This window comes from Archangium sp. Cb G35 (genome assembly GCF_001896145.1).
GTDB lineage: Bacteria > Myxococcota > Myxococcia > Myxococcales > Myxococcaceae > Archangium > Archangium violaceum.
On sequence record NZ_MPOI01000011.1, the window covers coordinates 92747 to 110648 of the forward strand.

At 67.4% G+C, this 17902-nt stretch carries 15 protein-coding genes; 11 read left to right on the forward strand and 4 right to left on the reverse strand.

The window, feature by feature from the left end:
• Positions 1 to 9: 9 nt before the first annotated feature.
• The 6 genes from BO221_RS31065 to BO221_RS31090 all read left to right on the forward strand — a co-directional run bounded on the left by BO221_RS31065 (position 10) and on the right by BO221_RS31090 (position 8366).
• The gene (locus BO221_RS31065) at positions 10 to 1827 is read left to right on the forward strand and encodes a HAMP domain-containing sensor histidine kinase (RefSeq protein ID WP_073564474.1); all 1818 of its coding nucleotides are present in this window, start codon (positions 10 to 12) and stop codon (positions 1825 to 1827) included.
• The gene (locus BO221_RS31070; RefSeq protein ID WP_073564475.1) at positions 1828 to 2529 is read left to right on the forward strand and encodes a response regulator transcription factor; all 702 of its coding nucleotides are present in this window, start codon (positions 1828 to 1830) and stop codon (positions 2527 to 2529) included.
• Between the two features lie 234 nt (positions 2530 to 2763).
• The gene (ppsA, locus tag BO221_RS31075; RefSeq protein WP_073564476.1) at positions 2764 to 5379 is read left to right on the forward strand and encodes a phosphoenolpyruvate synthase; all 2616 of its coding nucleotides are present in this window, start codon (positions 2764 to 2766) and stop codon (positions 5377 to 5379) included.
• Positions 5380 to 5735: 356 nt separating this feature from the next.
• Complete coding sequence (locus BO221_RS31080; RefSeq protein WP_073564477.1) at positions 5736 to 6614, forward strand: alpha/beta fold hydrolase; 879 nt, start codon at positions 5736 to 5738, stop codon at positions 6612 to 6614.
• Between the two features lie 13 nt (positions 6615 to 6627).
• Complete coding sequence (locus tag BO221_RS31085; RefSeq protein WP_073564478.1) at positions 6628 to 7665, forward strand: sensor histidine kinase; 1038 nt, start codon at positions 6628 to 6630, stop codon at positions 7663 to 7665.
• A complete protein-coding gene (locus BO221_RS31090; protein ID WP_073564772.1) occupies positions 7662 to 8366 on the forward strand; it encodes a LytTR family DNA-binding domain-containing protein in 705 nt (234 codons plus the stop codon). The genes BO221_RS31085 and BO221_RS31090 overlap by 4 nt, the downstream gene beginning before the upstream one ends.
• Before the next feature lie 13 nt (positions 8367 to 8379).
• On the opposite strand, the gene BO221_RS31095 is transcribed toward BO221_RS31090, so the two are convergent.
• On the reverse strand, positions 8380 to 9825 hold the full coding sequence (locus BO221_RS31095) for an FAD-dependent monooxygenase (protein ID WP_073564773.1): 1446 nt from the start codon (positions 9823 to 9825) through the stop codon (positions 8380 to 8382).
• Positions 9826 to 9926: 101 nt separating this feature from the next.
• Here BO221_RS31095 and BO221_RS31100 point away from each other — a divergent pair, with 101 nt between their 5' ends.
• Positions 9927 to 10730 (forward strand): helix-turn-helix domain-containing protein, encoded by an 804-nt coding sequence (locus BO221_RS31100; protein WP_073564479.1) that lies wholly within the window; start codon positions 9927 to 9929, stop codon positions 10728 to 10730.
• A 32-nt stretch (positions 10731 to 10762) separates the two neighbouring features.
• Here the strand turns inward: BO221_RS31100 and BO221_RS31105 are convergent, their stop codons facing one another.
• Positions 10763 to 11314, reverse strand: a complete 552-nt coding sequence (locus BO221_RS31105; protein ID WP_158079941.1) for a TetR/AcrR family transcriptional regulator — start codon at positions 11312 to 11314, stop codon at positions 10763 to 10765.
• A 247-nt stretch (positions 11315 to 11561) separates the two neighbouring features.
• Here BO221_RS31105 and BO221_RS31110 point away from each other — a divergent pair, with 247 nt between their 5' ends.
• From BO221_RS31110 to BO221_RS31125, 4 genes are all read left to right on the forward strand, one after another.
• Positions 11562 to 12746 (forward strand): oxygenase MpaB family protein, encoded by a 1185-nt coding sequence (locus BO221_RS31110; protein ID WP_073564774.1) that lies wholly within the window; start codon positions 11562 to 11564, stop codon positions 12744 to 12746.
• A 64-nt stretch (positions 12747 to 12810) separates the two neighbouring features.
• Complete coding sequence (locus BO221_RS31115) at positions 12811 to 13368, forward strand: trans-aconitate 2-methyltransferase (protein WP_233166324.1); 558 nt, start codon at positions 12811 to 12813, stop codon at positions 13366 to 13368.
• 128 nt (positions 13369 to 13496) lie between these two features.
• Positions 13497 to 14594, forward strand: coding sequence for a DNA ligase (locus BO221_RS31120; protein WP_073564481.1), 1098 nt, complete (start codon positions 13497 to 13499; stop codon positions 14592 to 14594).
• 93 nt (positions 14595 to 14687) lie between these two features.
• The gene (locus BO221_RS31125) at positions 14688 to 15104 is read left to right on the forward strand and encodes a hypothetical protein (RefSeq protein ID WP_073564482.1); all 417 of its coding nucleotides are present in this window, start codon (positions 14688 to 14690) and stop codon (positions 15102 to 15104) included.
• Between the two features lie 101 nt (positions 15105 to 15205).
• On the opposite strand, the gene BO221_RS31130 is transcribed toward BO221_RS31125, so the two are convergent.
• Together BO221_RS31130 and BO221_RS31135 are read right to left on the reverse strand one after the other, a co-directional pair.
• Positions 15206 to 16498, reverse strand: coding sequence for a S8 family peptidase (locus BO221_RS31130; RefSeq protein ID WP_233166325.1), 1293 nt, complete (start codon positions 16496 to 16498; stop codon positions 15206 to 15208).
• A gap of 120 nt (positions 16499 to 16618) precedes the next feature.
• Positions 16619 to 17896, reverse strand: coding sequence for a PKD domain-containing protein (locus BO221_RS31135; protein WP_233166326.1), 1278 nt, complete (start codon positions 17894 to 17896; stop codon positions 16619 to 16621).
• Positions 17897 to 17902: the final 6 nt, after the last annotated feature.

A 17902-nucleotide genomic window follows, 5' to 3' on the forward strand; every position in this document is an offset into this window, starting at 1 on the left:
AGAGAGTCCATGTTCCGCAGGCTGCTGCCCACCCTCTCCGCCCTCGTGCTCGGCCTGGCCGGGCTCGGGTGGGGTCTGTGGCAGCTCCAGCGCATCTTCGCCACCGAGCGCGAGGATGCCCGGGCCTCGCTCCACTCCCGGCGCGAGGCCCTCGACCAATACGCCCTCGCCTCCCTGAGCCAGACGCTGAGGGAGAAGCTGGAGGAGGCCCGGCCCGCCCTGGAGCTCGCCGCGGCCGACCCACTGGCCCCCGCCGGAGGGCTCTACCTGCGCGAGCGCGGGGAGCAACTCCTGCCACGGCTGGCCCTCCATGACGTGGGAGAGGACTCCCCCGCCTGGGACCGGTACATGCGGCTGCGCGCCGGCAAGGAGCCCCCCGAGGACGCGGAGGACCCCTGGACGGAGCGGCTCGCGCTGATGCGCGACCTGGAGCGGGCGCTCGAGCGGCGGGATGCGCGGGCCGTGACGGACGCGCTGGTGGCCTTCCTCCAGCACCGCGTCCGGTACGTGCTGGCCTCGACGAGGGACGTGCCCGGATTCCTGGTGGTGCTGGAGGCCCTGGCGGAGCGGGCGGCCCCGGAGCGCCCCCTCATGCAGTCGCTGCTGCACCATGGGATGGAGGACCACCGGGGCCACCGGATGGAGGGGCTGCAACGGCTGTTGCTCCTCAAGCGCTCGCGCTTCACCCGTGCCGACTTCTACTTCCTGCACGAGCGCGTGGTGGAGCTGTCCAGGCGGACGGGGACGCCGGTGATCGAATTCGAGGCGCGCACGGCGGAGCTGGCAACCACGCCCCTGCCCCTGCCCGAGTCCCTTCCCGGCCCCGTACTGATGCGCTCCGGCTGGTATCTGGAGCCGAAGGACAAGGAGCATGTCCGGGGCGTGGCGGTGGCTCCCGCGGCATTGCTGGACACCCTCACGCGGGAGATGCGCGAGCGCGGGCTGCTGGGCCCCGAGGGGCACGTGAGGCTGCTCGGGACGGAGGAGGTGCTGCCGCTGGCGAACCTGCCCCTGGGGGTGGAGACACCGGTGTGGGAGCAGGAGGAAGCGGCGCTGGAGCAGCGCTACCGGTTGAAGACGGGCATGGTGGTGCTGTGCGCGGGGCTGGCGCTGACGATCGCCGGGCTCGCCTTCGTGGCGCAGCACCGCAAGTACCGCTTCCTGGAGCTCAAGAGCGACTTCGTGGCCACCGTGTCACACGAGCTGCGCACGCCGCTGGCCTCCATCCGGCTGCTGGCCGAGACACTCGAGTGGCGGCTGGCGCAGGGGGCCGAGACGAAGGACTACCCCGCGCGCATCATCCACGAGGCGGACGGACTGGGATTCCTGGTGGAGAACCTGCTGTCGTTCAACCGGATCGACAAGGGCCGGTGGGTGCCGCACCTGTCGGTGGTGCGGCTGGACGAGCTGGTGGCCACACTGCGGAGGGACCTGGAGGCGTGGGCGCGGGTGCCGGTGGAGCTGACGGCCGACGTGGGAGAGCGCGAGCTGCTCGCGGACCCGCAGTTGATGCGGCTGCTGCTGGCGAATCTGGCGCGCAACGCCTGTGCCTACAACACACGCGATCCGGTGTGCCTGCGCGTGGAGGCGCTCGCGGACGGGTGGGTGCGTTTCTCGGACAACGGCGTGGGCATTCCCGAGGCCGAGTGGGAACGCATCTTCGGCGAGTTCTACCGGCTGCGCGGCCAGGGGCGGGAGGTGGCCGGCAGCGGGCTGGGCCTGGCGCTGTGCCGGCGCATCCTGCGGCTGCACGGGGGAGAAATCCGCGTGGCGGCCTCCAGTCCCGAGGGAACCACTTTCGAGCTCACCTTTCCGGAGCGGCGCTGAATGAATTCCACGACTCCCGCCATCCTGCTGGTGGAGGACGATCTCAACCTGCGGCTCGCGCTGCGCGACAACCTGGAGAACCAGGGGGGCTACGGCGTGGAGGAGGCCACCACGGTGGGCGAGGCCCGCGCGCACCTGGCCCGGCGTACCTTCCAGCTCATCCTGCTGGACGTGATGCTGCCGGATGGGGACGGCTACACGCTGTGCCGGACGCTGCGCCAGGAGGGGGTGACGACACCGGTGCTGATGCTCACGGCGCGGACGCTCGAGGACGACGTGGTGCGAGGCTTCGAGGCGGGGGCGCAGGACTACCTGGGCAAGCCCTACCGACTGCGCGAGCTGCTGGCGCGGGTGGGAGCGCTGGTGCGGCGAGGCGGAGGCGTGCCGGTGCAGGTGCTGCGCTTCGCGGGCTACCGGATGGATCTGGACCGGCGCAAGGTGGAGACGCCCGAGGGGAAGACGGTGGAGCTGACGCGCACCGAGTTCGACCTGCTGGCCTACTTCGTGCGCGAGCGTGAGCGCGTGCTGCGGCGGGATGAAATCCTCGACGCGGTGTGGGGGCGGGACGTGGTGGTGGACCCGCACACGGTGGACAACTTCGTCTCCAGCCTCAAACGCAAACTGGGGTGGAACAGTGCCTCACGCTTCGCGCTCCAGACGGTGCGCGGCGTGGGCTACCGCATGGAGATAGAGGGCTCGTGAGCCCTGCCTGAACGCGAGCCGTTGGGCCCACTGCGGCTTGTTTGCAATTGCGGCCTGACGCTCGACACCACGCCAGCTGCGCGGCTCCCTGAGCCCGGCCCAGTCCAGAGGAAGAGCCCCACCCTCCCCTCATTTTAAGCTTGTACCTTTTGGGGGGGCTTGCCGCAAGACGGGGGGCGTCCCTCATGATCGGCCGCCGAAACAGGATTTCTCGGGAATTGGAGGCGCGGACATATGGATTCATATGTGCTTGGTTTTCAGGACCTGGACAAAACAAAACGCATGGTTGCCGGAGGTAAAGGCGCGAACCTGGGAGAACTCTCCAAGATCGAAGGAATCCGCGTGCCGGATGGCTTTTGCATCTCCACCGACGCCTTCAAACGAATCATCGGGGAAATACCGTCGCTCGGCGGTCTACTTGATCAGTTGTCTCTTCTGAAGGCGGAAGACCGGGACAAGATCGGCAGACTGAGCGGTGAAATCCGCGGCGCCATCGAAGGGGTGGCCATCCCTGAGGATATCCTCGAAGACATCACGCGCCTTCTCTCCAGATTGGGAGAAGAAAATGCCTACGCCATTCGATCCAGCGCAACCGCGGAGGATCTACCGACGGCCTCCTTCGCGGGCCAGCAAGATACGTATTTGAACATCATCGGGAAGAAGGCCATCCTCGCGCACATCAGCAAGTGCTGGGCATCGCTGTTCACCGACCGGGCCGTCACCTACCGCCTTCAGAACGGCTTCGACCATCGCAAAGTCCACCTGTCCGTGGTTGTGCAGAAGATGGTCTTCCCGCAGGCGGCGGGGATCCTGTTCACAGCCGATCCCGTCACGGGCAATCGGAAGGTGTCATCCATCGATGCCGGCTTCGGACTCGGCGAGGCCCTCGTCTCCGGCCTGGTCAATGCCGATATCTACAAAGTGCGTGACGGCGAGATCATCGACAAGAAGGTCTCCACCAAGAAGCTGGCCATTCATGCCTCGAACGATGGCGGCACGAAAGAACTGGCGATCGAGCCTGAGCGGCAGAACAGGCAGGCGCTGACGGATGAGCAGATCTTGCGGCTCGTGCGCATGGGCCGAAAGGTCGAAGAACACTTCGGCAGCCCCCAGGACATCGAATGGTGCCTGGTTGGCGATGAATTCTATCTGGTTCAGAGCCGGCCAATCACCACTCTATTCCCCATCCCGGAAGCGAACGATCGAGACAATCACGTCTACGTGTCCGTCGGCCATCAACAAATGATGACCGATCCCCTGAAGCCATTGGGGATTTCATTGTTCCAGCTAACGGCTCTCCGGCCCATGTACAAAGCGGGCGGGAGGTTGTTCGTGGATGTCACCAGCGCTCTGGCGTCACCCGCCAGCAGGGAAATGTTGCTGGATGGCATGGGGAAGCACGACCCACTCATAAAAGATGCAATCATGACCATCATCGAGCGACGCGATTTCATCAAATCGCCGCCAGATGACAAGAAAGAACAGGGCTCCAGCAAGAACAACAAAGGTGCGCCGTCTCCGGAGTTCCATCCGCAAATCGAAAACGACCCAAAAATCGCTTCCGATCTGATTGAGCACAATCAAGCATCGGTAGATGCGTTGAAACGAAACATCCAAACGAAATCCGGCTCCGAACTGCTTGATTTCATCCAAGAAGATGTTCAGGAGCTGAAGAAGATTCTATTTGATCCCCGGAGTACGGCCGTATTCATGACGGCCATGGGTGCTTCAGCATGGCTCAATGAAAACATCGAGAAGTGGCTGGGCGAAAAAGGCGTAGCGGACACACTTTCTCAATCGGCACCAAACAATATTACTTCGGAAATGGGGCTGGCGCTCTTGGATGTCGCGGACGTGATTCGCCCTCATCCGGAAGTAGTCGAATACATCCAGCACGTAAAAGATGATGATTTCCTGGATGAACTGGTCAAGCTCGAGGGTGGCCAGGAAGCCCGGAACGCCATCCATGCCTATCTCGATAAGTATGGAGTGCGGTGTGCCGGAGAAATCGATATCACGAGACCTCGTTGGCGCGAAAAACCAACGACGCTCGTCCCCATGATTCTCGGGAACATCAAAAAATTCGCGCCCGGTGCCGGCAGCCAGAAATTCGAGCAAGGGCGACAGGCGGCTCTGAAAAAGGAGCAAGAGCTGCTGGAACGATTGAATCAACTGCCGGATGGCGACCAGAAAGCCGAACGGACGAAGCAAATGATCAGCCTGGTCCGGAATTTCATCGGCTACCGTGAATATCCCAAATACGGGATCGTCAGTCGCTACTTCGTCTACAAGCAGGCCTTGCTGAAAGACGCCGAACGGCTCGTGCGAGCCAACGTCATTCGAGAAAAGGAAGATATATACTATCTCACCTTCGAAGAGCTTCGCGACGTCGTGCGCACACACGAACTGGACGACCAGCTCATCAGCAAACGGAAAGACGAGCACGCGCTGCATGAAAAACTGACGCCGCCGCGCGTCATCACGTCCGATGGCGAGATCATCGCAGGTGCATACAAACGAGAGAATCTCCCGGCCGGAGCGATTGTCGGTCTCCCCGTTTCCGCCGGCGTTGTGGAGGGACGCGCGCGTGTCGTCCTGAACGTGGAAGACGCCGTGCTGGAAGAGGGAGATATCCTGGTCACCGCCTTCACCGACCCGAGCTGGACACCGTTGTTCGTATCCATAAAAGGTCTGGTCACCGAAGTCGGCGGGCTGATGACCCATGGAGCAGTCATCGCACGCGAATATGGCTTACCGGCGGTTGTCGGCGTGGAAAATGCCACCAGGCTGATAAAGGATGGGCAGCGGATTCGCGTCCATGGCACGGAAGGGTACGTAGAAATCCTCTAGGCCAGCCGAAGTAAGTCCGTTCAGGGGTCTGTCCTCAGCTCGAAAGCAAAAGGGTCCCCTCCGGGCACGGTCTCGCCAGACTTGTCCAACAGTTGGACAAGTTCGTGAAGAGCGCGCCCGGAAGGCGGACTCACTCACCCCTGAACGGACTTTGTTCCGATTGCTTGGATCGCGCGCCCCCCTCATTCGCTTGGGGGGCGCACCGGACCGCCCATCCCGCCGCTCGTGCCATCCACCCGGGTGCGCTGCCGCTCATCCGCCCCAGCGCCCGCTCATCACGATTCGGACGCCCCAAGGCGCGCCGCCCGTACCTTCTTCCTCGCCGGGCCACCTCACGGCCCCAGAGGGAGAACTCCATGCGTCAGCTCATCCTTTCCGCTTTCCTGCTGCTCGCCGGCATTGGCTGCACCGCCGGTGGCCAGGCCGTCCGCGCCGAGCCGGGCTCGCCCACCGCCTTCCGCGTGGACGTGCGCGGCCATGGCCGGCCGATGATCCTCATCCCGGGCTTCGGCTCGTCGGGAGAGGTCTGGGACGGGGTCGTCGCCCACTACCAGGACCGCTTCGAGTGCCACATCCTCACACTGGCCGGCTTCGCGGGCGCCCCGGCGAGCGAGGAGGGCGCGGTGATGCCCCTGGTGCGTGAGCAGCTCGCCGCCTACGTGGCGGCGCACCACCTCGACAAGCCGGTGGTGGTGGGCCACAGCATGGGCGGGGTCATCGCCCTGTCGCTCGCGGCCGAGCACCCCGAGGCCGTGGGCCAGCTCGTCGTGGTGGACAGCCTGCCCTTCCTCCCTGCCGCCAACGATCCCTCCGCGACTCCCAGCTCCATGAGCGAAATGGCCCTCGGATTCCGCAACCTCCTGGTGAGCCAGCCGTTGGATCAGCGCCGCGCCTACGAGCGCCGCGTCCTGCCCACGCTCATCTCCGACAAGGACAAGGTGGAGATCGCGCTGGACTGGGTGATGAAGTCCGAGGGGCGGACGCTCGGCCAGGCGTTCTACGAGATGATGACCACGGATCTCCGTCCGGCGCTGGGCCGCATCCAGGCCCCGGCGCTGGTGATGGGGAGCTGGGCGGGGACTCCTGGCGCGACCCGGGCGAGCGTCGAGCAGGCCTTCCACTCGCAGTACGCGGGGCTCTCCGGCGCGCGCATCACCCTGGCGGACCGGGCCCGGCACTTCATCATGTGGGATGATCCGAGCTGGCTGATGAAGCAGATGGATTCCTTCCTCTGAGAGAGAAACCGCCATGCCGCCCCCGCGCGCCTCGCACACCTACTGGATCTGCCAGGGCCTGGGCTGGTCGCTGTACGCCCTGTTGAACACGCTGGCCTTCAGCTCGCTCTCCAGGGCGCCGGGGGCGGCCGCGGGGCTCTCGGTGGGCTTCAGCGCGATGGGGATGGGGCTCACCCACCTGCTGCGCCAGCGGGTGGCCCACGGATGGAAGCGGCTCGGCCCCGCCGCGCTGGCGCCGCGCATGGTGGCCGCGAGCCTCCTGCTGAGCGTCGTGATGAATGTGACGGGGATGCTGGGCAACTACCTCCTCCGGCCGGACGCCCCCCTCGCCGCGCCCGGTGTGTGGTTCATCTACACGTTCAACTGGAGCGTGATCTTCCTGGGCTGGCAGCTGCTCTACTTCGGCGTCCACCTCGTCCAGCGCACCCGCCGCGCCGAGCTGGAGTCGCTGCGCCTGGAGACAGCCGCGCACGCGGCGCAACTGCGCCACCTCGAGGCCCAGCTCAACCCTCACTTCCTCTTCAACTCGCTCAACGTGCTACGCGCCCTCATCCCGGAGGACCCCAGCCGGGCCCAGCAGGCCGTGACCCAGCTCGCCAACCTGTTGCGCTACGCGCTGTCTGCCGAGGGCCGGACGGTGAACCTCGAGCGGGAGCTGCAGGTGGTGCGCGACTACCTGGCGCTGGAGTCGCTGCGCCTGGAGGAGCGGCTGCGGGTGCGCCTGGAGGTGGAGCCCGCGTGCCTGCCCGCGCCGATTCCTCCCATGCTGGTGCAGCTGCTGGTGGAGAACGGAATCAAGCACGGCATCGCGCGGCTGATGGAAGGCGGCGAGCTGTCCATCGTGGCTCGCCGGCGCGACGGGCTGCTGCTCCTGGAAGTGGGCAATCCCCGTCCGGCGCGCGATGATGGCCGGCACGACGGGAGCCGCGTGGGCCTGGCCAATGCCTCCGAGCGGTTGCGCCTGCTCTTCGGCGAGCGCGCGAAGCTCGAACTGGACCTCTCCCTGCCGGATCGCGCGGCCGCGCGCGTCCAGATACCGTGGCCCTCATGAAAGCGCTCATCGTGGATGACGAGCGGTTGGCCCGCGCGGAGCTGAAGCGGCTGCTCGCGCCGTTCCCCGGGCTCCAGGTGGTGGGCGAGGCCGCCAACGCCGACGAGGCGGCGCGGCAGGTGGAGGCGCTCACCCCGGACCTGCTCTTCCTGGACATCGAAATGCCGGGAGGCAGTGGCTTCGACCTGCTCGGGAGACTGGAGCACGTCCCACGTGTCATCTTCACCACCGCGTATGATCAGCACGCGGTGCGGGCCTTCGAGGTGAACGCGCTCGACTACCTGCTCAAGCCCATCGATCCGGCGAGGCTGGCGCGGGCGCTCGAGCGGCTGCCACCGGAGTCCGGGCCACCCGCGCCCGCGCCGCGCAAGCACCTGGAGCGGGTGTTCGTCCGGGACGGGGAGCACTGCTGGTTCGTGGAACTGGCGGACGTGCCCCTCTTCGAGAGCGAGGGCAACTACGCCCGGCTGCACCTGCCCGGAAAGCAGCCGCTGCTCGCGCGTTCGCTGAACTACCTGGAGGAGCACCTGGACCCGGAGCACTTCTTCCGGGCGAGCCGCCAGCACCTCGTCAATCTGAGCAAGGTGGAGGCGGTGGAACTGGGGCCGGGGGGGAGGCTGGTGCTCCGTCTGCAGGGAGGCCGGGAGGTGGAAATGTCCCGCCGCCAGTCCCAGAAGTTCCGCGAGCGGATGAGCCCCTGAACTGAAGCGCTTTTCAGGCCCAGGCCCAACCCACGTGCCCATCCGGGCGGATCAGCAGTCCGCTCAGCCCACGGAGCTCCTCGCGGTCATCGTCTGGACGGGCCTGGACGACGTTCGTCCAGCCCCGCGGAACGTCGGGTCCATGGCCGCCCCGGAGCCGCAGCAACAGCCACTTTCCCTCGTGCATGAAGGAGTAGAGCCTCCTCACGGATCCATCGAGCAGCTTCAATTCCAGGTCGGGGAGCCTCTTGCCGGTCAAGGCCGTCACGAGCTCGCCCTCGAACCGGGGAGCGGGCATCTCCAGGTCCGGATAGACCACGTCCATGGCCCCCAGACGCTCCGCCAGGGAGCGATTCAGGGCCGGGTCCTTCAAGAAGCCCGACAGCAGGTCGCGCAAGGCCAGTACGGACGGTGAGCAGCCCATGAGGGCGGTCTGCGCCTCCGTGTTGCGCGTGAGCGAATGACCCACCGGGTAGCGCTCCCGGTGGTAGCTCTCCAGCAGCGACAGCGGAGCCCGATCTCGCAGCACTCCGGCGAGCTTCCAACCAAGATTCATGGCGTCCTGCAAACCGACATTGAGGCCCTGCCCTCCAGCGGGGAAATGGATGTGCGCGGCATCGCCTGCGAGCAGCACGCGGCCCGCCTTGTAGGTTTCGGCGATTCGCGTCTCGTTGCCAAAGCGAGACAACCACTGGGGGTCCCTGATCCCGAGGTCCGTGCCACAAATCCTCGTGACGCTCCGCCTCAGTTCATCGAGAGTAACGCTCTCCTTGACCGGCACCTGCATGCGTTCGGGGTCGAAGAGGATGACCCGGTGGATGCCGGGGCCGAGCGGGACGATCATGAGGCCGCCCCGGGTGTTGATGGTGGAGAAGGCAGGCGTCGAGGGCGGCTCGGCGAGGACCACGTCGCCCAGCATGGCGGTGACCGAGGTGTCCGTTCCCACGAAGCCAATCCCCGCGAGTTGCCGGACGATGCTGCGCGCCCCATCCGCGCCCACCACATAACGCGCGCGGCAGCGAAAGGCCTGCCCCGAGGCCAATCCGGCGAGGTCCACGCCTTCGTCATCCTGCCGCAACTCCCGCACCTCGAATCCGCGCCGGATGTCCACCCCGAGCGAACGGGCGCGCTCCTTGAGCAGCGTCTCGGTGACGACCTGGGAGATGAACAGCGTGTACTTGAAGGTCGTGTCGAGCGCCGAGAAGTCGAGCCGCGTGTCGAGCATGCCGAAGTGACCGGTCGGCAGGGGCCTGCCGCGCTCCAGGAAGGGCCCCTCCCATCCGCGCAGCGCCAGGACCTCGAGCGAGCGTGGATGGAGCGTCAATGCACGCGATTGCTGGACCGGTTCATCCCTGCGCTCGAATACCGTCACGGCAATGCCCGCCAGGGCCAATTCACAGGCAAGCATCAACCCGGCCGGTCCACCGCCCACGACGGCGGCCTCGATGACATCCTTCATGCTGAGCTCCATGGCAATGATTGTTCATGCATCACCATAGGGCCCGGCATGTCTGGCGTGGTAACGTCATCCAGCCAAAGAATACCGATCTTCCGCCAGACATGCCGAAGCCGAGTGCACACCTCATCGCCGCCATCGAGCGTCCGGACGAACCGGCCCTCATCGCCATTCCCATCCACTCGGGCCAGGAGCCCGAGCTCGCCCGGCACCGGCATGCGAGGGGGCAGCTGTTCTCCATCGAGAACGGGCTGCTCGTCATCCATACCTCACGCGGCAATTGGCTCATGCCGCCGGGAATGGCCGGATGGATTCCTCCCGGCACATGGCACTCGGCGCAGTGGTACGGCCCCACGAATGGCTGGAGCGTCTACGTCTCGGCCCGAGCCTGTGAACGGCTGCCCGGGGAAGCCCGTGTCGTGCGGATGTCCCGGGTACTGGAGGCCATCGTCGAGCGCGCCACGGACTGGGAGCCCGGTGCGCCGCTCAGCCCACCCCAGGCCCGCCTGGCGGAGGCCGCCATCGACGAGCTCCAGGGAGCGGAAGAGGAGTTGGCGCTGCGCCTGCCCATGCCGCGAGAGCGGCGGCTCGCCACGATTGCCCGGGCACTCCTCGCGGATCCGGCCGATGCGAGAAGCATGGGAGCCCTGGCCTCATGGGCGGGCATCAGCGAGCGGTCCCTGACGCGCCACTTCAAGGAGGAGACGGGCATGACCTTCGTGCACTGGCGGCAGCAGGCGAAGCTGGCGCGCGCCCTGGAACTGCTATCGGAGGGAGAGCCCGTTGGGAACGTGGCCTTCACCCTGGGCTATGAAAGCGTGAGTGCGTTCATCGCCATGTTCAAGCGATTCCTGGGCACGACCCCGGCGCAGTACATGCCCGGGCGGAGGAGCACTTCTGGACCCTGACGTTGCGTCAGGTCGCTCCTGCCTGGAGGACGCTATGGGCTCGTCCGCGACGCGGTGCGCCCGACGATTCGCTCGGCGGTCGCCAGCAGGTGTTGGTTCAGTTCCTCGTCGGAGAGATGGGGGAACCATGCCGCCGCATTGCGCAGCCCGCCGAGCGTGACCGCGAGGAACACCCACTCCGCGTTGCCGGGGGCATCACTCTCGAAAAGATGCCTGATGCGCTCGGCGAAGAGCGTCATCTTCTCGCTGATGACGGGGCTGGCCGCCGCGATCGGATCCTGCTCCAGCAGGGCCAGGAGCCCACGGTGCTTGACCAGCAGCGACACGTAGCCTCTGAGCGCCAGGCGTCGTCGCACCGCCTTCCGGGGCTCGGCCTCCGTCTCGTCCAAGAACTGTCGCAGGTCCGTGAACGCCGGCTCCGCCACGGCCGCCAGGAGATCCTCCTTCGTTCGGAAGTGGTAGGACACGGCCGCCTTCGACAATTCCATGGCCGTGGCGATCATCTGGATGGACGTGCCTTCATAGCCGTGTTCCGAGAACAGCTCGATCGCGGTGCGGATCATGCGCTCACGCGTTCGTTCCATGGCAGGGGTCGTCATTCCTCCTCATTACACCCCAATCCCACACCTCCGTCCTGGACCTCCGCATGACTCAGGGACTGGACGATCGTCCAGTCAGGCACTTGACGATCGTCCAGTTCCCACATTAGATGAACTGGACGATCGTCCAGGGGTCAAGGCCGGTCGTTCTGTCAGCAGTGCACCCGGCTGGAGAGGTCCCGATGGCATCGGAGCGCCCGGTCGCCGCTCGTGGACAGGAATGGAGAGCTTCATGAGTGCGAGGGACCTGGACGTTGGGTTTTCTGGCAGGTTGGTCAACTTCGAGGCGGCGCGAGCCCGTCATGGTGAAAAGGCGGACTTCATGGCTCGCATGCTCGCCGTGGGCGATCCATTGGCGGACGCGGTCATCGCCGAGTTGGACTCGCTGGGCCAGGCCGGGAGGCAGCTGCTCAATGCGGGCCTCACGGATGGGTTGGACAGCCTGAAGGACCCTCCACCGGCCATCGCCGCGCTGCTGCGCCAGCTCGAGACCGTACCCGAGTGGGTCGACCGCGAGGCGCTGGTCCAGGGCGACGTCGTGTCCCAGTCCATTCCTCCGCTCTGGAGCAACCTCGCCTTCTCCGCCGGCTCGCTGGTGCATACCTACAGCTCACCGGCCATCGCCCGGCTGCTGGTGCAGACCGGCCAGCTCTCCACCATGGCGCGGAGGAGGCTGCTGGAGACCGGCATCTGGCGCATCCAGAGCATTCTGCCCGGAGGACTGGTGCGCGGTGCGCCCGGCTATGTCCAGACCGTCCAGGTCCGGTTGCTGCACGCCCGGATGCGCGCCACCGCGCTCAAGCGTGGCTGGGAGCACGAGCGATGGGGTGTCCCCATCAACCAGACCGACGTCGCTCGCACCTGGCTGGACTTCACCATCGTGCCCTTCCGTGCCCTGGCGCAGGTGGGGCTCGCCATCACCGAGGAGCAGCAGGAGTCCCTCTACCGGCACTGGTGGTACGTCGGCCATCTGTTGGGCCTGGACGAGGGCTTCTTCCTCCCCTTGCACAACCACGACGAGGCCGAGGCGCTGCTCGAGCTGGTCGACTCCACCACCACGCCGCTGGACGAGAACACGCGTATCTTGACCATGGCGCTGCTGGACGCCAACGTGGATGAGCTTTGCGCGGTGCCGGGCTCTCCCTTCACGCGGCCCGTGGCGCGGGAGCTGCTCAACGCACTGACCCGGCTCTTCCAGGGCGACGAGGTCGCCGATGCACTGGGTGTTCCGCCCTCGCCGGTCATGTCGCTGCTCCCGCTGTTCGCCGGGGGCAATGCCGAGACCCGTCGCTGGCAAGTCCGTACGCCAGACGCCGCGGAACAAGCGCGCGCGGAGAACCTCGCCGTCTACCGCGAGTGGACATCCCTGGCCCCCGACGGCACCGAATACCAGAAGCACATCAGGGCCGCGGGCTAGGGGCTACCGCCAGGCGCCCACGAAACTCCGCCAGGCCCGCTCCAGGGCGCGTAGCATGCGCGGCGTGAGCACGGCCGGCGCCCTCCTCTTCCTGCTCCTGTTGGCCCTGCTCCTGGCGGGGATGCTGTCCATCGTCTTCCACACGTTGAAGACGGGCATCTCTCCCATGCCCTCCTCCGGGAAGGTGCGCCGCCAGCTGCTCTCCCTGCTCTCCGCGGAGCTTGAGGGCACGCTGCTGGAGCTCGGCTCCGGCTGGGGCTCGTTGGCCTTCGCGCTGGCGGACCACTGCCCTCGTGCCCGCATCGTGGCCTTCGAGCTGTCTCCCCTCCCCTACGCCTTCTCGCGCCTGCGCCAGCGCCTCGCCCCGCGCCCCAACCTCCAGCTCGTGCGCGAGGACTTCTTCCGCGCCTCCTTCGTGGAGGCCTCGGCTGTCGTCTGCTACCTGTACCCCGGCGCCATGAGCCGCCTGGCGCCCAAGCTGTCCCAGGAGCTCGCGCCCGGCACCCGCATCCTCAGTCACACCTTCGCGCTCCGCGGGTGGAAACCCCTGCGCACGCTCGTCGTCGACGACCTGTACCGCACGCCCATCTACCTCTACGAGGTGCCGGCCCGGGAGGGTTGAGCCCCCATCCTTCCCTCGGAAGTCATCCCGCCGAACCGCCCTGAGAGGTCCTCCGCACCCGTCAGACCTACCGGATACGATTCCCCTCGTCGCCGCCAGCCAACCGCGGCGCATCAAGGGAGGGACTCGTGGCGGACATCGCGGACGGCGCCCAGGTCGAGGTACAGGGCTCTGGCTCCAAGCCGTACATCCTGAAGAACACCGGTGGTGTGTACTCGTGCTCGTGCCCGGCGTGGCGCAACCAGTCCATCGCCATCGAGCGGCGGACGTGCAAGCACCTGCGCAAGGTCCGGGGGGATGCGGCGGAGGATGCCCGGGTGGGCGGCTCGGACGCCAGCGCTCCGGCCCGGCCGGCGGCGCGCAACGTCCGCCCGAAGTCCGGCGCGAACACCGTCGCGGGCGCGGAGTCCGACGACGCCACCGCTCCCGCGCTGCTGCTGGCCCACTCGTGGGAGAACGACGTCGACCTCACGGGCTGGTGGATGAGCGAGAAGCTCGACGGCGTGCGGGCCTACTGGGACGGCAAGCAGTTCTTCTCGCGTCAGGGCAACCCGTTCTTCGCACCCGACTGGTTCACCGCGAAGCTGCCCGATCATCCGCTCGACGGCGAGCTGTTCGGTGGCCGCAAGAAGTTCCAGCGCACGGTGAGCATCGTGCGGCGGCAGGACCGGAGCGATGACTGGAAGGAAGTGGCCTTCGTCATCTTCGACGCGCCGAGGCTGGAGGCGCCCTTCGAGGAGCGGCTCGCGTACTGCCAGCGGTACGTGGAGGACGTGGCGCCCCCCTACGCCGAGTGGCTGGAGCACCAGACCTGCAAGGGCGTGACGCACCTGCGCGAGGAACTGGCGCGCGTGGAGGGCCTGGGCGGCGAGGGACTGATGCTGCGCAAGCCGGGCTCGCGCTACGAGGCGGGCCGCTCGCACACGCTGCTGAAGGTGAAGAGCTTCAAGGACGACGAGGCCCGCGTGGTGGGGCACACGGCGGGTGCGGGCAGGCACAAGGGCCGGCTGGGAGCACTGGAGGTGGAGCTGCGCGACGGCACCCTCTTCTCCGTGGGCACCGGCCTCTCGGACCAGGAGCGGGAGAACCCGCCGCCGGTGGGCACCATCATCACCTTCCGCTACCAGGAGCTCTCCAACGACGGCGTGCCGCGCTTCCCCTCGTATGTGGGCGTGCGCATCGACGCCGCGCCCTTCGAGCCCACGGCGCGGCGCAAGCGCGCCTGAGCCGGGGATTTAACCTTCCGCGGGCTCCAGGGTTTTGACGAGCAGATGACGCCGGGAAGCCGTCCCGGCGCGTCACCCGAAGGAGTCTCCGCCATGCGTCTGAAGCTCGCCCTGTCCGCCGCCGTTGCCTCGCTGTTGTTCGCCGCGCCCGTGCTCGCCCAGCAGCCCGCCGCTCCCACCGCCGCTCCCACCGGCAACGAGGCGCACCATGGCAAGCACAAGCACAAGAACAGGGAGGCGAGGATGCGCCACAAGCTCGAGCGCATGGAGCACCGGATCAACCGCGCCGTCGAGCGCGGCCGTCTCACGCGCGAGCAGGCGGACGGGTTCCTCGCCGAGGCCCGGAAGCTCCGCGATGACACCCAGGCGCAGCTCCAGGCCAGCGGGGGCCAGTTCACCGAGGAGCAGAAGCAGCAGTTCCGGGAGCGCAATCAGGCCCTGCGCGAGAAGGTCCGCGCGGCCATGAAGCCCACCCAGCCCCAGAGCCAGACCCCCACCCAGGCCCCCTGAAGGCCCCGGTGCGGCGGCTTCGAGCCGGCACCAGGAGCCTTCCCATTCCACGGCTCCAGGGAGCCCGGCAGGCCGTCACCGGCTCCCTGTCACGGGGCGCCCTACTTCGCGTCCTGGGCCGTGCCGTTGCGCATCGTGGGGTCGCCGAGGAAGCCGGAGAACATCAGCCGGTTGGGCGAGCACCTGCCCGCCTCGGCCACCTTGCCAGGCGTAGAGTTGGAGATGAGCGCGGAGGTGACGGCGGCGGGAACGGCGACGGGGTTGCGCTCCAGGAAGAGCGCGGCGAGCCCCGCGACGTGCGGCGAGGCCATGGACGTCCCGCTGATGGCGCGGGTGGCGGAGTCATCGGAGATCCACGCCGAGGTGATCTTGTCGCCCGGAGCGAAGACGTCCACGCAGGCGCCCCAGTTGGAGAAATTGGCGCGCTTGTCGGCATCCGTGGTGGCGCCCACGGTGACGGCGTTGGGGCTGCGGGCTGGAGAGCGCGAGCAGGCATCCTGGTTCTCGTTGCCCGCCGCGACGACGAAGGTGATCCCCGAGGAGATGGCCTTGGCCACGGCCTCGTCGAGCGCATCGCTCTTGCCACCGCCCAGGCTCATGTTGGCCACGGCGGGGAGCAGCCGGTTGTTGGTCACCCAGTCCACGCCGGCGATCACCCCGGCGGTCGAGCCGGAGCCGTTGCAGTTGAGCACGCGCACCGCGTGGAGCTGGACGTTCTTGGCGACCCCGTAGACCTGGCCACCCACGGTGGCGGCCACGTGCGTGCCATGGCCGTTGCAGTCGTTGCCCTTCTGCCCATCCGAGAAGGCGTCGAAGGCGACCTGCGCGCGCCCACCGAACTCGGCGTGCGAGACGCGGATGCCGGTGTCGATGATGTAGGCGTTCACGCCCTTGCCACTGGCGCTGTAGAGATAGGTCTGGTCCAGGGGCAGGTTGCGCTGATCGACGCGATCGATGCCCCAGGTGGCCTCGGGCTGGCGCTCACCGATGGCGCGCATCACCCCGTTCTCCTCCACGTACTCCACCGACGCATCCGCGGCCATCGCCCGGGCCTGCTCCGGAGTCATCCGGCTGGCGAACCCGCGCAGCGCGTGCTCGTACATGAGGAAGGCGCTGCCTCCGTAGCGCGCCGAGAGGCTCTCCGCGATCACGGCCGGAGCAATCCCCTTCTCCCCCACGCGAGGGGCCTTGAGGACGACGATGTACTCGCCCTGGACGGGCTGGGCGGCGGCGATGAACTTCCCGTCGCGGGCCATGGACTCCACGGAGGCGGTAGGGCAAGGCGGATCGTCAGGTGGCGCGGGCGGCTTGGGCAGAGTCGCAGCCGGGCACCCCAGCAGCACGGACACGGACACTGCGGACACGGCCATCCAGGATACGGTACGGAGACGCATCGATTCCCCCTATTGCTTGATAATAAAAGTCTACCTGTTTCAGTCTAATCCGACGTCTGACGCCCCATTTCCTGTCCACACCTTCCGCAATCCTGTTCAATAGCAGACGTCCATGGGCCGCTACTTCCGGGGTGGCGGCTCCACGGTGCGGGGCTCCTCCGGGGAAGGCTCGCGCTTGAAGGGGCTCCAGGAGACGGCCACCTCCTGGCCCAGCGCGTCATGGCCATACAACTGGTCGAGGAGTTGTTTGATCCCGGGCGGGGCCTCGGAGGCGCGCACCGTCACGTAGCCGCGGAAGCCGCCATTGCCGAGCTCCTCCTCCACCTGGAGCACCTCGCGCCAGGGCCGCATGGAGGTGTCCGCCTGGCCATCCCAGTGGAGGGAGATGCGCTCGAGCCGCTCCCAGGTGACGGCCTTTCCTTCCGGGACGCGGACCACCACGTCGCTGCGCCAGCCGCCCTCGGGAAGCGGGCGCCAGCGGGAGACGCGCAGCTCGACGGGAGGAGGCTCGGAGGGAGGCTGCCCGCGCGTGAGCGCGAACGCCGTGGCCTCCAGGGGCCCACCCCGGTCGAGACGGGCCTGGAGCCGCACGGTGAAGCTCTTGATCTCCTGGGGACCGATCGCCTCGAGAGAATAGGCGTGCTCGACGCGGGGCTCGGAGGTGGTGGAGGTGGTGCCATCTCCGAAGTCCCACGCGTACGCCGTGATGCGCGCACTGCCCTGATGGAGGGCCTCGAACGAGAAGCTCCCCTGCCCTCGCTGGGAGACCATGATGCGCAGGGGTTCGTTGCGCTGGGCCTGCTGCTCACCGCACCGGCGCACGTCGAGCTCCACCTCGCGCTCGGCCAGCACGCCGACGCGCCGTCCGCCGAGATCCCTGCAGACCTGGAATCGTACCCGGTACCTGCCCGGCGTCTCCGGCGCCTGCCATTGGAGCGCCGGCCCGGGATGAAGCTCGGCGCCACTTCCAGCAACCGGCCAGACCCACCGGTAGACCGCGCCCGGCTCGGGCTCCCCGCCGAGACGGGCGGACAGATGGATCGATTCGCCCGCGCACACCCACGAACGGTCCGTGTCGATTCCCGCGATCACCACACTGGACGTCAGTGACACCCGCTCTTCGTTGAGGGCCGCGGAGAGCGCCTCGCCCGAGGCCGCCAGGGAAGTGGGTACGGGGGGCGGCGGTGGTGACGGAGCCGGAGTCGCCGGAGGCCGGACCTCCGGGGCGGAGAGACGGCGCTCGGGGACGGCGGGAGGCCGGGGTGGCTCCTCGCTGACGGGCCGGGGCCACACCGCGACGACGAGCGCGAGCAACAGCGCCGTGGCGGCGAGTCCCACGGCGGCGCGAACACGCGCCCTGGCGGCGGGACGCTCGGGGGTCACGGGGGCGTTGGGCACGGAGGA

What these genes read in the sequence shown, in the direction of transcription:
- BO221_RS31100 (WP_073564479.1), top strand. Translation starts at nt 9,927, where the DNA reads ATGCCGAAGCCGAGTGCACACCTCATCGCCGCCATCGAGCGTCCGGAC.
- ppsA (WP_073564476.1), top strand. Translation starts at nt 2,764, where the DNA reads ATGGATTCATATGTGCTTGGTTTTCAGGACCTGGACAAAACAAAACGC.
- BO221_RS31125 (WP_073564482.1), top strand. Translation starts at nt 14,688, where the DNA reads ATGCGTCTGAAGCTCGCCCTGTCCGCCGCCGTTGCCTCGCTGTTGTTC.
- BO221_RS31105 (WP_158079941.1), bottom strand. Translation starts at nt 11,314, where the DNA reads ATGGAACGAACGCGTGAGCGCATGATCCGCACCGCGATCGAGCTGTTC.
- BO221_RS31065 (WP_073564474.1), top strand. Translation starts at nt 10, where the DNA reads ATGTTCCGCAGGCTGCTGCCCACCCTCTCCGCCCTCGTGCTCGGCCTG.
- BO221_RS31070 (WP_073564475.1), top strand. Translation starts at nt 1,828, where the DNA reads ATGAATTCCACGACTCCCGCCATCCTGCTGGTGGAGGACGATCTCAAC.
- BO221_RS31130 (WP_233166325.1), bottom strand. Translation starts at nt 16,498, where the DNA reads ATGCGTCTCCGTACCGTATCCTGGATGGCCGTGTCCGCAGTGTCCGTG.
- BO221_RS31110 (WP_073564774.1), top strand. Translation starts at nt 11,562, where the DNA reads ATGAGTGCGAGGGACCTGGACGTTGGGTTTTCTGGCAGGTTGGTCAAC.
- BO221_RS31085 (WP_073564478.1), top strand. Translation starts at nt 6,628, where the DNA reads ATGCCGCCCCCGCGCGCCTCGCACACCTACTGGATCTGCCAGGGCCTG.
- BO221_RS31090 (WP_073564772.1), top strand. Translation starts at nt 7,662, where the DNA reads ATGAAAGCGCTCATCGTGGATGACGAGCGGTTGGCCCGCGCGGAGCTG.
- BO221_RS31095 (WP_073564773.1), bottom strand. Translation starts at nt 9,825, where the DNA reads ATGAAGGATGTCATCGAGGCCGCCGTCGTGGGCGGTGGACCGGCCGGG.
- BO221_RS31080 (WP_073564477.1), top strand. Translation starts at nt 5,736, where the DNA reads ATGCGTCAGCTCATCCTTTCCGCTTTCCTGCTGCTCGCCGGCATTGGC.